Annotated in this window: 6 protein-coding genes; 5 read left to right on the forward strand and 1 reads right to left on the reverse strand. The window is 61.1% G+C overall.

All coding sequences use genetic code 11. The features are described 5' to 3' along the window. Positions 1 to 195: 195 nt before the first annotated feature. Positions 196 to 837 carry a tRNA (cytidine(34)-2'-O)-methyltransferase gene (locus tag ACI38B_RS01895; protein WP_439729287.1) on the reverse strand — a complete coding sequence of 214 codons (642 nt, stop codon included), beginning with the start codon at positions 835 to 837 and terminating at the stop codon, positions 196 to 198. Between the two features lie 17 nt (positions 838 to 854). On the opposite strand from ACI38B_RS01895, the gene ACI38B_RS01900 reads away from it, so the two are divergent. From ACI38B_RS01900 to ACI38B_RS01920, 5 genes are all read left to right on the forward strand, one after another. Continuing rightward, positions 855 to 1,760, forward strand: coding sequence for an A/G-specific adenine glycosylase (locus ACI38B_RS01900; protein ID WP_168973144.1), 906 nt, complete (start codon positions 855 to 857; stop codon positions 1,758 to 1,760). A gap of 17 nt (positions 1,761 to 1,777) precedes the next feature. Beyond that, positions 1,778 to 2,410 (forward strand): hypothetical protein, encoded by a 633-nt coding sequence (locus ACI38B_RS01905; protein ID WP_015449986.1) that lies wholly within the window; start codon positions 1,778 to 1,780, stop codon positions 2,408 to 2,410. Between the two features lie 221 nt (positions 2,411 to 2,631). Next, positions 2,632 to 6,201 (forward strand): DNA-directed RNA polymerase subunit beta, encoded by a 3,570-nt coding sequence (gene rpoB / locus ACI38B_RS01910; RefSeq protein ID WP_439729288.1) that lies wholly within the window; start codon positions 2,632 to 2,634, stop codon positions 6,199 to 6,201. 92 nt (positions 6,202 to 6,293) lie between these two features. Continuing rightward, a complete protein-coding gene (locus ACI38B_RS01915; protein WP_439729289.1) occupies positions 6,294 to 10,439 on the forward strand; it encodes a DNA-directed RNA polymerase subunit beta' in 4,146 nt (1,381 codons plus the stop codon). Between the two features lie 1,400 nt (positions 10,440 to 11,839). Next, a complete protein-coding gene (locus ACI38B_RS01920) occupies positions 11,840 to 15,142 on the forward strand; it encodes a choice-of-anchor A family protein (RefSeq protein WP_439729290.1) in 3,303 nt (1,100 codons plus the stop codon). Positions 15,143 to 15,179 lie beyond the last annotated feature (37 nt).

Genomic DNA, 15,179 nt, shown 5'->3' on the forward strand with positions numbered 1-15,179 from the left:
AATAATCGCGGTGAAAGCAGCGTTTGCATTGCTTTCACCGCGATTATTGTGGAGCATAAGGAATCCACTGGGCTTCTGCGTCACGCTCCGTTTGCAATTATTGACCGGCCTTGCGGCCGGACGGTCATATCTCCTCGTTCGGCACTGTCGTGCCTCTCTCGGCGGGGCTACGTAGAAGCCCACCGGGCTTCTACGTCACGCCCCGCCCTTGAAGCCCATTTGGCGCCAGGCTTCGTAGATGGCGATGGAAGCACAGTTGGTAAGGTTCAAGCTGCGCAGGCTCGGGCGCATCGGCAGACGCACCTGCTCAGCCACATGCGGGCCGGCCATAATGTCCATCGGATCGGGAATATTGCCCGGTTCCGGGCCGAACAGCAGAATGTCGGTCGGCTTGTATTCGATGTCGGTGTACAACTTGGTGGCGTGCGCGGTGAAGGCGATGATGCGCGAATCGGGCATCGATTCCACCAGATCCTCGAAATTCGGGTGCAGCACCACATGTGCCATGTCGTGGTAGTCAAGCCCCGCGCGGCGCAGCTTGGTGTCGCGTAGATTGAAGCCCAAGGGCTCCACCAAGTGCAGGATTGTGCCGGTTACGGCGCACAGGCGGATTGCGGAACCCGTGTTGCCCGGAATGCGTGGGGAGTAGTAGCACAGATGCGGCGTGGAGGTTTCCGTTTTGGCCGCATCCTTCGCGCTCAGCATGGCGTCCACCACGGAAATCGGGTTGCCGTGCGCGTCGGTCACCAGCTCGTCCGGCCCGTAATTGGACTTGCGGTACCCGTATTCGAACATCTTTTCGACATGATCCTCGGGATTTGCTGCTTCGTTAGTCATGAATGCTAAGAATAGGAATGATGAATGACACCAAGAACCTTAACGCAACCGAAGTCGCGCTGTGCTTGGCCGCATGGTGGCGGTCCAATGCGCGTGACCTGCCGTGGCGCTTCGGACGGACCGGCGCCTGGGGCATCCTTGTCTCCGAAGTGATGAGCCAGCAGACCCAGATGAGCCGTGTCGTACCGTATTGGACGGCATGGATGGAGCGTTGGCCCGACGCCAGTGCGCTCGCCGCCGCGCCCAAGGCTGAGGTCATCACCGCTTGGGGGCGCCTCGGCTACCCGCGCCGCGCCTTGCGCTTGCAGGAATGCGCCCGTACTGTGGCCAGCCAATACGATAATCAGCTGCCGCGCACCTACGGCGAGCTGCTGGCGCTGCCGGGTGTGGGTGATTACACCGCCAGCGCGGTGATGAGCTTTGCCTTCGGTGAACGTATCGCCGTGATCGACACCAATATTCGTCGCGTGATCTCGCGCGTATTCCGTGGTGGGGAATCCTTTGGCGGCGCGGCAAGCCCGGTGGAGCGTGAGACGGCGCGTCGTCTGCTTCCAGAGAACGACCGCGCATCCGTGGTCTGGAACCAGTCGCTGATGGAACTTGGTGCGACGGTATGCACCGCCAAAGCGCCGTTATGCGACCGGTGCCCGATCGCTGGGCAATGCGCCTTTCTGCGCAATGGCAGGCCGGGCTTGGGGGAGCGGCGTACCAGGCCTCGCCAACGGTTCCAAGGCACGGACCGGCAGGTGCGCGGACTGGTGCTTGAGGCGTTGCGCGGGCTGCCGGCTGGCTCAGTATTGGAACGCGAGCAGGCAGAACGGCTCTGGAAGGATCGTATCCAGCTTGACGCGTGCATCGCCTCACTGGATGATGACGGTCTTGTCGAGATGCTTGCCGACGGCTCGTTGCGCCTGCCGCAGTAGGTAGACTGGGGTACGTTATGACACAGGGCAAGAAGCGCAAGCGCAAACTCAGCAAGCGGCGGCGGGCGGTGTATCGTCGCCGTCGCATCGTCGTCGGTATCGCATTGGTATTGGCCGTTGCGCTGACGGTGTTCTGCGTGTACAGTCTCGGCCGTGGCATGGCGGCGATTGACGCGACAATCCGGCATGACGATCTGATGGCGTTGTCACGCAAGGCTGTGCCTGCTCCCAAGCAGAAAAGCAAGGTGAAGGATTGCACGGCGTCGAACGTCAAACTGTCACTGCAATCGGATTCGCAGTCGGTGCCTGTCGGCGGGGCGATGAAATTCACTGCGACGATCACATTCGTCCCCAAAGACAGCAGCAGTTGCCTGATTGACGCTTCGGACCATTCGCGGGTCCTGACCATCACCTCGGGCGGCGACACTGTATGGCGTTCCGACGCGTGCGATGTCGATTCGCGTAAACTGCTGCTCGCGGCGGGGGACACCGATACGCAGACGATGACGTGGAATACGAATCGTTCCGGGCAAACCTGCACCGAGGATTCGAAATTGCCGAAGGTCGACGCGGGTACGTATACCGCGCAATTGTCGATGAGAGACCATCCGAAAATCGTCAGCAACAAGGTCACCATCACGGTCCAGTAGCGGGTGGGATGCGGTGGCGCATGAATCAGCTCCCACAACCGTGACGTCGAGCGTGTCGTGGTTGCGTATCGTATAACAATCGGCTATCCTATTGAATTTGCGTAAAGTGTGTCATATTGCGGGCATGCTGACAGTGAAGAAGCGCCCGCGAACAGCATATAGTGGCCGTCCGCCCGCGTTTCCGGGGAACAAACGACAAAGCGAGCGATAAGGAACGTCCATTGGCTGCTGAACAAGCTACGACGAACACCACCAAAGTCATCGCACGTGCCGACGAGCATGACATCAAACTGCACAAGGCGTCGGATCGCGTGAATTTCGGCTCCATCCGTGAGCCCATCGATGTGCCCTACCTGCTGGGCGTGCAGACCGACAGCTTCGATTGGCTGATCGGCAACGAGCGCTGGAAGAAGCGCGTCGAGGAAGACGAAAAGAACGGCACCAACACCGTGCCGCACGTCTCCGGCCTTGACGAGGTCTTCCAGGAGATTTCTCCGATCGAGAACTTCACCCAGACCATGAGCCTGACCTTCTCCGACCCGTACTTCGAAGAGCCGCGTCACACGGTCCAGGAGTGCAAGGAGAAGGATTACACCTATTCCGCGCCGCTGTATGTGAACGCTGAGTTCGAAAACGGCGACACCGGCGAGATCAAGAGCCAGACCGTCTTCATGGGCGATTTCCCGCTGCAGACCCCGCACGGCACTTTCATTATCGGCGGTACCGAGCGTGTCATCGTTTCGCAGCTCGTGCGCTCCCCGGGCGTGTATTTCGACCGCCAGCAGGACCGCACCTCCGACAAGGAGGTCTTCGGCGCGAAGATCATTCCGAGCCGCGGCGCATGGCTTGAATTCGAGATCGACAAGCGTGACGTCCTCGGCGTGCGCGTGGACCGCAAGCGCAAGCAGTCCGCGATCGTGTTCCTCATGGCCATCGGCATGACCAAGCAGGAAATCGCCGAGTCCTTCAAGGATTACCCGCTCGTGCTTGACGCGCTGGCGAAGGAAACCTCGATCAACACGCAGGACGAGGCCCTCATCGACCTGTACCGCAAGATTCGCCCGGCGGACACCCCGACCCCCGAGGCTGGCAAGAACCTGCTGGATTCCTTCTACTTCAACACCAAGCGCTACGATCTGGCACGCGTCGGCCGCTACAAGATCAACCGCAAGCTGGGCCTTGAGCGTGATTACAACGATCGCAGCCTGAGCCGCGAGGACATCATCGCCACCATCAAGTACCTGGTGACTTTGCATGCCGGCGACAAGACCTTCCCGGGCATGCGTGACGGTGAGCCGGTCGATCTGCGTGTGGACGTCGACGATATCGATCACTTCGGCAACCGTCGTATCCGCCAGGTCGGCGAGCTGATCCAAAACCAGCTGCGCACTGGCCTGAGCCGTATGGAGCGTGTCGTGCGCGAACGCATGACCACCCAGGACGCCGAGGCCATCACCCCGCAGTCCCTGATCAACATTCGCCCGGTCAACGCGACCATCAAGGAGTTCTTCGGCACTTCCCAGCTGTCCCAGTTCATGGACCAGAACAACCCGCTGGCCGGCGTGACGAACAAGCGTCGTCTGTCCGCCCTCGGCCCCGGCGGCCTGTCCCGTGACCGCGCATCCATGGAAGTGCGAGACGTGCACCCGTCCCACTTCGGCCGTATGTGCCCGATCGAATCCCCTGAAGGCCCGAACATCGGCCTGATCGGCTCGCTGGCGACCTTCGGCCGCATCAACCCGTTCGGCTTCATCGAGACCCCGTACCGCAAGGTCGTCAATGGCCATGTGACCGACGAGGTCGTCTACATGACAGCCGACCGCGAAGCCGAGCACGTCATCGCGCAGGCCAACCAGGAGCTTGACGAGAACGGCAACTTCGTCTCCAAGGAAGCCCTTGTGCGTGACGCCCAGGGCGAGGCGGAAGATGTCCCGGTCGAGATGGTCGACTACATGGATGTCTCCCCGCGTCAGATGGTGTCCGTAGGCGCCTCCCTGATTCCGTTCCTCGAGCACGATGAAGGCCACCGAGCGCTGATGGGTACCAACATGCAGCGTCAGGCCGTCCCGCTGGTCAAGTCCGAGCGCCCGCTCGTGGGCACCGGCTCCGAATGGCGTGCAGCCGTCGATTCCGGCGATGTGATCCTCGCCGAGAAGGACGGTGTGGTCACCTACGTGTCCGCCGACATCATCCGCACGATGAACGACGACGGCACGCAGTCCAGCTACAAGCTCGCCAAGTTCCAGCGTTCCAACCAGACCACCTGCTACAACCAGGTTCCGCTCGTCAAGCACGGTGAGCGCGTGGAGAAGGGCACTGTTCTCGCGGATGGCCCGGCCACCGAGAAGGGCGATCTGGCACTGGGCAAGAACCTGCTCATCGCGTTCATGCCGTGGAACGGCTACAACTACGAGGACGCCGTGATCATCTCCCAGCGTCTGGTGCGCGACGACACCCTGTCCTCGATCCACATCGAGGAGTACGAGATCGACGCCCGCGAAACCAAGCTCGGCGCTGAGGAAATCACCCGCGACCTGCCGAACGTCGGTGAGGACGCGGTCGCGAACCTCGACGAGCGCGGCATCATCCGCATCGGTGCCGAGGTCGAGGCCGGCGATATCCTCGTTGGCAAGGTCACCCCGAAGGGCGAGACCGAGCTGACCCCGGAGGAGCGCCTGCTGCGCGCCATCTTCGGCGAGAAGAGCCGTGAAGTTCGTGATACCTCGCTGCGCGTGCCGCACGGCGAGACCGGTACTGTCATTGCGGTCAAGGAAATCACCCGTGAGGATGCCGAGGAGGATGGCGACGAGCTGCCCAACGGCGTCAACCAGATGATTCGCGTGTATATCGCCCAGCACCGCAAGATCACGCAGGGCGACAAGCTCTCCGGCCGCCACGGCAACAAGGGCGTCATCTCCCGGATCCTTCCGGAAGAGGATATGCCGTTCATGGCCGACGGCACCCCGATTGACATCATGCTCAACCCGCTGGGCGTGCCGAGCCGAATGAACTTGGGCCAGGTGCTCGAGCTTCACTTGGGCTGGATTGCACACGCCGGCTGGGATATCAGCATCGACCCGGATGTCGAGGCCGCTTGGAAGAAGTACGTGCCTCAGGGCGCCGAAAAGGGCGCGCCTGGCACCCCGGTCGCGACCCCGGTGTTCGACGGCGTCCGTCCGGACACCTTGAAGGGCCTGCTCAAGTGCACGCTGCCGGACAAGGACGGCAACAAGCTCGTGGGCGAGGACGGCAAGGCGCAACTGTTCGACGGCCGCACCGGCGAACCGTTCCCGAAGCCGATTTCCGTGGGCTACATGTACATGCTCAAGCTCCACCACCTCGTGGACGACAAGATCCACGCGCGTTCCACCGGCCCGTACTCGATGATCACCCAGCAGCCGCTCGGCGGCAAGGCCCAGTTCGGTGGCCAGCGCTTCGGCGAGATGGAGGTGTGGGCCCTCGAGGCTTACGGCGCCGCCTACACGCTGCACGAGATGATGACCACCAAGTCCGATGACGTCGACGGCCGCGTGCGCGCCTACGGAGCCATCGTGAAGGGCGAGAACCTGCCGCCGGCAGGCATCCCGGAGTCCTTCAAGGTGCTTCTGAAGGAAATGCAGTCGCTCGCCCTGAACGTCGAGGTGCTCAACGCCGACGGCCAGGCGATCGACATGCGCGAGGAAGACGACGACCCGGCTTCCAACTCCAACGATCTCGGCTTCAACATCGGTGCCCGCCCGGACGCCTCCGCCAAGGAGGACCAGGCCGCGGAAGAGCCCGAATACAAGTGACGACACAGCTGTCCGCGTCCCGCCTGAAGCGGGCCGGGCGCGGACAGCTCCCGCAAACGTGATGGAAACAATTTCAAAGACAGGAATCAAGAGTGCTGGACGTCAACGCATTTGACAAGCTTCGCATTGGCATGGCCACCGCCGACGACATCCGCGGCTGGAGCTATGGCGAGGTCAAGAAGCCTGAAACCATCAATTACCGTACCCTCAAGCCTGAGAAGGACGGTCTGTTCGGCGAGCAGATCTTCGGCCCGACGCGCGACTGGGAGTGCGCGTGCGGTAAGTACAAGCGCGTGCGCTTTAAGGGCATCGTGTGCGAACGCTGCGGTGTGGAAGTCACCCGCTCCCGTGTGCGCCGCGAACGCATGGGCCACATCGAGCTGGCCGCCCCGGTCACCCACATCTGGTATTTCAAGGGCGTTCCGAGCCGTCTGGGCTACCTGCTGGACATCGCTCCGAAGGACCTCGAAAAGGTCATCTACTTCGCGGCCTACATGGTCACCGAAGTGAACGAGGAGCAGCGTCATCAGGATCTGCCTGACCTCCAGGAAGAATTCGACAACGAGATCGCGAACCTTGAACGTCGCCGCAACAGCGACATCGAGGCGCGCGCCAAGAAGGTCGAAGAGGATCTGCACGCCCTGGAAGAGGCCGGCGAGGCCAAGGGTAGCGCACGTGCCAAGCTGCGCAGCGGCGCCGAACGCGATATGGCGGCCATCCGCCAGCGTTACGACGACCAGATCCAGCGTCTGACCGCCGTGTTCGACCGCTTCAAGAGCCTCAAGCCCGGCGATATGGAAGGCGACGTCGATCTGTGGCGTGAAATGAAGGATCGCTACGGCGATTACTTCGACGGCTGCATGGGCGCCGAAGCCATCAAGAAGCGCCTGCAGGACTTCGATCTGAAGGCTGCTGCGGAAGAGCTGCGCGAGGAGATCGACAAGGGCACCGGCCAGCGCAAGGCACGTGCGCTCAAGCGTCTCAAGGTCGTCAACGCGTTCCTGACCACCGATAACAAGCCGGAGGCCATGGTGCTTGACGTGATTCCGGTCATCCCGCCGGATCTGCGCCCGATGGTCCAGCTGGACGGCGGCCGCTTCGCGACCTCAGACCTCAACGACCTGTACCGTCGTGTGATCAACCGTAACAACCGCCTCAAGCGCCTTATCGAGCTCGGCGCCCCTGAAATCATGCTCAACAACGAGAAGCGCATGCTTCAGGAAGCCGTCGACTCCCTGTTCGACAACGGCCGTCGCGGCCGTCCGGTCACCGGCGCTTCGAACCGCCCGCTCAAGTCCCTGGCTGACATGCTCAAGGGCAAGCAGGGCCGCTTCCGTCAGAACCTGCTCGGTAAGCGCGTGGATTATTCTGGCCGTTCCGTGATCGTCGTCGGCCCGAGCCTGCGCATGCACCAGTGCGGTTTGCCGAAGCCGATGGCGCTTGAGCTGTTCAAGCCGTTCGTCATCAAGCGTCTTGTGGACCTCAACTATGCGCAGAACATGAAGAGCGCGAAGCATCTGGTCGATCGCGGCGACCCGGCTGTGTGGGGCGTGCTCGAGGAAGTCATTTCCGAGCATCCGGTGCTCCTCAACCGTGCACCTACGCTGCACCGTCTGGGCATTCAGGCCTTCGAGCCGATCCTCGTCGAAGGCAAGGCCATCCACCTGCCGCCGCTCGCATGCGCCGCATTCAACGCGGACTTCGATGGCGACCAGATGGCAATCCACCTTCCGCTCAGTGCCGAGGCACAGGCTGAAGCCCGTACGCTCATGATGGCGTCCGACAACATCCTGAAGCCGGCAGACGGCCACACCGTTACCATGCCGAGCCAGGATATGATTCTCGGTCTGTACTACCTGACCACCGTGGTCGAGGGAGCCAAGGGCCAGGGCCGTGTGTTCGGCTCTCTGGACGAAGTCATCATGGCTCTGGACAAGCATGACATCGACATGCAGGCCAAGGTGCTGATTCGCATGCCGAAGGACTTCGTGCTGCCGACCGGTTGGGAGCCGGGCGAGCTCAAGGTCACCGACCCGGAGCCGGGCAGCCCGGATGTCGTCAAGGAGGAGCGCTTCTCCGACGGCACCTACCTGTTCGCCACCTCCTACGGACGTGTCCTGTTCAACGGCACCCTGCCGGTGGACTACCCGTTCATCAACGAGCAGGTCCCCAAGGGCCGTCTCGCCAAGATCGTCGATGACATCGCAACTCGCTACTCCACGCAGCAGGTCGCCGCATCCCTTGACGCGCTCAAGGATCTCGGCTTCACCCGCGCACCGTGGTCCGGCGTGACCATGGCATTCTCCGACATCGTCGAGCCGCCGGATCGCGAGCCGATCATCAAGGACTACGAAGGCCAGGCCGCCAAGGTCAACTCCCAGTTCGACCTCGGTCTGTTGACAGACGAGGAGCGCCGCCAGGAGCTCATCAACCTGTGGACCGAATGCACCGACAAGGTCGCCGAAGCCATGCGCGACAACTTCCATGATGACAACAATGTGAACATCATGGTTCAGTCCGGTGCACGAGGCAACTGGATGCAGATTCGCCAGATCGCAGGTATGCGAGGCCTCGTGGCTAACCCGAAGGGCGAGATCATCCCGCGTCCTGTCAAGTCCAACTACCGCGAAGGCCTGTCCGTGCTCGAGTACTTCATCTCGCAGCACGGCGCGCGTAAGGGTCTGGCCGATACCGCACTGCGTACCGCAGAATCCGGTTACCTGACCCGTCGTCTGGTCGACGTCGCGCAGGAAGTCATCGTGCGTGAAGAGGATTGCGGCACCAAGCACGGCCTTGTCATGAAGGTCGCCGAGCGTGATGAGAACGGCAATCTCGTGCTCGTCAAGGCCGCCGACGGTGGTCCGTACTCGCGTCTGCTCGCTGAGGATGTGCTCGACCCGAAGACCGGCGAAGTGCTCTACAAGCGTGACGAAGCAATGTCCATGGATGTGCTGCGCGACATGGTCGCTCACGGCGTGGAGGAAGTCAAGGCGCGTTCCGTGCTCACCTGCGAATCCAAGCGCGGCGTGTGCGCGAAGTGCTACGGCTGGTCGCTGGCCACCAACACGCTGGTCGATGTCGGCGAGGCCGTTGGTATCGTCGCTGCCCAGTCCATCGGTGAGCCTGGTACTCAGCTGACGCTGCGTTCCTTCCACTCCGGCGGCGTCGCTTCGGCATCCGATATCACGCAGGGTCTTCCGCGTGTCACCGAGTTGTTCGAAGCTCGTACTCCTAAGGGCGAGGCTCCGATTACGGATTACGCCGGTACCGTCAAGGTGCAGGACACCGATCGCGGCCGTCAGGTCACGCTGTCTCCGGACGGCGAAGGCATCGAGCCAATCGTCTACCCGGTGTCGCGTCGTGCCCCGCTGCTGGTCAAGGATGGCGACCATGTCGCCGCCGGCACCCAGCTGTGCGAAGGTTCTGTCGATCCGAAGAAGATTCTGCGCATCCTTGGACCGCGTGCCGCTCAGGTCAACATCGTTGAGGAAGTGCACAATGTGTACCGCTCCCAGGGCGTGGATATCCACGACAAGCACATCGAGGTCATCGTGCACCAGATGCTGCATCGCGTGACCGTGCTCGATGCGGGCGACACCGCGTTGCTGCCGGGCGAGCTCGTCGATCGCCAGAAGTTCCAGGAGATCAACAAGCAGACCGTCAAGAACGGTGGAAAGCCGGCCGCCGGTCGTCCGGAGCTCATGGGTATCACCAAGGCTTCGCTCGCCACCGATTCCTGGCTGTCCGCGGCTTCCTTCCAGGAGACCACGCGCGTGCTCACCGAGGCCGCCCTGAACGAGAAGGAAGACGATCTCAAGGGCCTCAAGGAGAACGTGATCATCGGCAAGCTGATCCCGGCCGGTACTGGTTTGGCGCGTTACCGCAACGCGACGGTCGAGCCGGACAAGGCGATCCGCGACACCATCTACCCGAACTTCGGGCTGGGTGGCGATGCCGACGCTTCGCTCGACTTCGGCGACGAGAACGGCGACATCGACCTGTCGAACATTGATTTCGGCGACATGAAGCTCGGTGGCGATTTCAACCCCGACGACTTCAACGCCGACGATTTCAACCCTGACGACTTCCTGGACGACCAGGGTGGTCAGGAAGATATCGACAACGCCGGTGATGATGCGTCTGGTGACGCAGCCAAGGGCGCTGATGGTGCTGACGGGGCTGGTGCCGATGGTGCCGATGCGTCGGATGGCGCTGACGGTGACGGGCAACAGGCCTGATAGACCTGTGATCCACTGGGCGCGCTGAGAGCGCTCAGTATATTCGAGTCGGGCCGGGTGACTGTGGAAACGCAGTCGCCCGGCCCGACTTCGTGTATCTCGGGGATGTGCGACTGTGCGGTCGCATGGTGAGCGGGTTTTGTTTGGTTTCTGCCTTGGGGGTTGGAGTATCTCGCTGCTGTGCGGCTTACGCGTCGCATTACAGCTAGGTTCTGGCTGATTTCCACGGCTCTGGTGAGGTATCTGGCTGCTGTGTGGCTGGCGGGTTGCATGGCGGGTGAGTGTTGCCGGGTAGAGGGTTGATCTGTTGGCTATCTCGTCGCCGTGTGACTGTGCGGTCGCATTACAGCTAGGTTCTGGCTGATTTCCGCGGTTCTGGTGAGGTATCTGGCTGCCGCGTGACTGGCGGGTTGCATGGCGGGGAGATGCTGGTCGGATTGTGTTTTTGGGGTGGGGGATATCTGTCCGCTGTGTGACTGGCGGGTTGCACAGCGGCTGGGTTTCCTCCGCGGGAGCTGGAGTATCTCGTTGCTGTGTGACTGACAGGTAGCATTACAGCTAGGTTCTGGCTGATTTCCACGGTTCTGACAAGGTATCTGGCTGCCGTGTGACTGGCGGGTTGCATGGCGGGTGAGTGTCGCCGGGGTTGGGGTTGATTGGTTGGTTATCTGGCTGCGGTGTGACTGGCAGGTCGCACGGCAGGGTGGTTTTGGTGGATTTCCGCCTTGGGAGCTGGGATATCTCGGTGCTGTGCGACTGACGTGTCGCACGGCAGAGTTGTTCGCACTGGGACGGGCGGTATCATCGACGATTCTGGACAGTTGTGGCAATGATGGTACGCGGCAGTCGGCAATGTCCGCGACACCAGGCTTCTCATACCGCGTTCGCCGATAGCGAGCGAGACGACACGCCGAGAGCGCGGAAGATTAGGGGGTATCGGTGGAGGGGACAGACGGAACCACAGCTGCGCCGGAAGCTGCGGAACCCAATCGGCAGTAGGGAATACAGAGGAGTGCAAGGGAACGTTGAGGAATACTTGGGATTGCTCGGATAATGATTGAGCGCCCGATGTATGTCACCATGATGTAACTTTCGCCACACAACAGACGAAAATGTCGTTAAACGTTTGACGTGGTCGCAAGTGTGTTCTATAAATAGGGGGTGGTCAATGGGGAAATAGAAATAGAAATGCATTGAAGCTGTACCGGCTTGAAGAAGTTGGCGCGTTGCTGAAATGAATCCCTTGGCCCATCGGAATGTTTGCGTAACCATTCGCATCGCGATCAATCGATTGCCGGACAATTCCAGGGGGTGAGAGCATGGAGAACGCACGTCATACCGCATGCGGTGAATCGTCCGCAAGTCGCAGACCGGCAATAAGCCGACGGCACGTTGGACGGTTGCCGTTTGCCGGCATTTCGTCCAACAAGGGGGTGATTCGCCGCGCCCATGCCCGTCATCGCGGAATAACTTCCATCCGCGCCCGTCATGCAGGTGGCACGGTCATCCGCGCCCGTCATGCCGCCACCCTTCGCTTCGGTGTGCAGCGGCTGTGGGCATGTGTTGTGGTCATCGCGCTGCTGGCGACCGGCGCTGTGTTCGCTATGGGATGGAAGCCTGCGTCGGCGTTCGCCAACGACTCCACCGGCACATCCGCGTCAGCGCCAACGTCATCGTCATCAGACGGTTTGGGCAACTCAACCGGATCAGCAGACGCGACCCCCGGCACCTGCACCGAACAAACCGTCGCACTGGGCGGCGGCAGCACCTCACTCGCCCAAGCCGACACCGGCGTGGCGACGTACGTCGGCAAGGACATGTACATCGGCGGCAAGCCCTCGAACTTGAGCTCGCTTGAAAACGCCACCGGTCCGAACGGCACCTATGCGGCGGAAGCGGAGGGACTGACCGTCGTCAACGGCAAACTCGCCATGAAGCAGATCAAGAACAGCTGGGGCGGCATGGGCTTCCGTTTCGGCAACACGGGGTACGGCACGCAATATCGTCCTGCCGCGAACAATACCGTTCTTGCGGTCGGTCGGCGTAACGGCAAGAGCGTGACTCTCGGCTCTGGCGCAAATGCAGGTGAGATTGCGGTACTGTCGTGGAACGCCCCCGACAACACTTTCAAGACCGACACCAACCGCGGCAGCCATATGAATCTGGGTGGCGGCTGGGCGGGATTCCCCTCGGGCGGCGAAACCGAGAATATGAACTACAACATCCGCATCGCCGGCCCCGAGACCTACGCGTGGGGCTACCCGTTTGCACCATCGCTGTACCAGTACAACAAGGACACGCTCAACTCGAACGGCGTAGGAACTATTCAGCCATTGCCGGCAAGCCAGACCAACCAGTTTGCGCAGGATTTCACGGTGAACGGCACCGATTACAGCACCTTCGGCTCGCAAATAAGGCAGGATTCGACCGATCTTTCCAGTTTGACGCCCACGGGTGACGTGTCGTATGATATCGCGCCGCGTCCGAACGAGGACTACAAGAGTTCGAAGAGCAACTACAAGATTGATTATGTCAACTACAAATACGATTGGTTCGCAAGTGAAGTTTGGAATGCCAATCCGGTAGAGACATATGAATATATTTTCAAAGATTCTTCGCTTGAGAATGAGAAACTCATCACCTTCACCGGTGACGGCCACTCTTCACTACAGGTGTTCGACTTGCCTGCCAGTGAGCTGAACGCGTCAACATACACTGGCATCGACTTCTGGTTCCGCGGGATTCCCGAATACGCTTCGGTCGTCGTGAATGTGACCGGCGGCCAAGCCATCGATTTCCATAACGGATGGCGTTTCTGGTGGGGTGGGGACGCGAGTACATCCGATGACACCTTCATCACCCAGGCGGATAGTAGCGTCTACAATCCAGACAGTAAAACGAACGGTGTCCGCGATATTTCAAATGATTATGCGCGACAGAGCAATTCCGACGCCGATCGCGTGGCCGAATATTCAAAGCGTGCGCAGCAGGTGCTCTGGAACTTCACAGATACCCCTTCGTTGACGATTCGCGGTGGCCAGGCGACAGGAACACAGTATTCGAAGGCGTCCTCAGAGGCCTATATTCCGAAGAAGAGCGGCGCGATGACAGTGTATGACGATCCCAGCGCCACTTGGATGGGGTCTGTCCTGCTGCCAAACGGCGATTTCGAATCTCATGTCTCCACCGCAGGGCGTGTCTATGTCGGCGGCGATTTCCAGATGTACAATCCAACGCCGGTGTCCTTCAATAACAAGAAATTCGTCAACTGGGAGGGCGGCAATTCCGCCTCCGCAATCGACATGGACCAGGTGCGTTACAACCTCCCGTGGAGCGGCCAAATAACCACGCAATGCTCGATGCTGCAATGGCAGGTGGCCAGCGACAAATCCGGCAGCCCGTTGTTAGGCGGTTCGTCGTGGGGTGTGTACGCATCTCCCGATGACGCGCGCGACGGCAAGAATCCGATTACCACCGTCACTGACGATGGCAGCAACGATTGGGATTCGACGCCGGGGGTGATCACACTGAAAGGCGTTACGCCCCGAGCTGTGTATTATCTGCGCCAGCTCGGGGCGGAAGGCGCCTATGACGTCAGCCCGTATATTTACGGTGTCACTGCCGCCTACACTGCCGACACGCCGAACTGGGTCGGCTATTCGCTTGACGCGAACAACTCGTGGAGCAGCACGCAGGGACTCGTTGAGATTGGCGGCAATCCGGCAATCGTCAACCATTACGACCCGACCATCAGCTGGAAGGCCATCGACGATTCTGACCCATCCCATACCGGTGTGGCTGGCGCGACATGGAAAGTGGAACGGCTTGACTCCACCGGAAAGGTCGTCGAACACTGGACAGTCGCTGACAACACGCGCGGATCCGTTATCTGCAATGCCTCCACCGCCTCGTGTGACGCCGACCCGTCCCGTGGTATCGTCACCCTGCACACTGGCGCAAGCGGCTCCGCATTGGCGGACGGAACCTACCGGATCACGCAACTGACCGCGGGTAAAGGCTTTGTCGCAGATGGCACACAGTACATATGCACGCTGTCGAACGGCATCGCCACATGGAGCGGACACAACGCAGGCGAAGCGTTGACGGTCGGCAATTCGCGTGTCGGCGGCACGATGTCTTGGAAGGTGACGAACACCAGTAATGACGCGCTCGGCGATTCGCAGTGGACCATCACCCAGACCAGCGCGGTCCGCTACGATGCCAACACCGGAACATACGCCTACCAGCCAATTGATGCAGATGCCCGCCATGCCGTCGCCGTCGTTGATTGTGCTGATGGGCAGGGCGGGAACGCCGGGTCGTCCGAGGGGTGCACGGCAACGGGAACCGGGACGCTCGCCGATGCCGACCATACGCGCGGCAGTCTTACGGTGGATTCGCTTGACTGGGGAACCTACGAAATCCGGCAGACCGCCGCTGCGAAAGGGTACCACACCGACACGCGGGTGGCCACGATTACGGTCGGCCCGTCGGGAACCGATGCCATCAACGCCGACAGCGGATTTTCGGGGCTGACCACCAAGGCGGACGCCGGAACATGGGTCAACACTTCCGACGTGCTGCTGCCTTCGGCAGGTGGCCACGGCGGACATTGGCCGGTCGCGCTGATTGCGCTGGTCGCCGGTATCGCGGCGATGCTGCTTGCCGTGACCATTCGGCTCAGGGGCAGGAGACACGCATGACGGAGATGATTCGATTGCGGGCACCTTTCCATGCACC

This window comes from Bifidobacterium sp., assembly GCF_051876855.1.
Classification (GTDB): Bacteria; Actinomycetota; Actinomycetes; order Actinomycetales; family Bifidobacteriaceae; genus Bifidobacterium.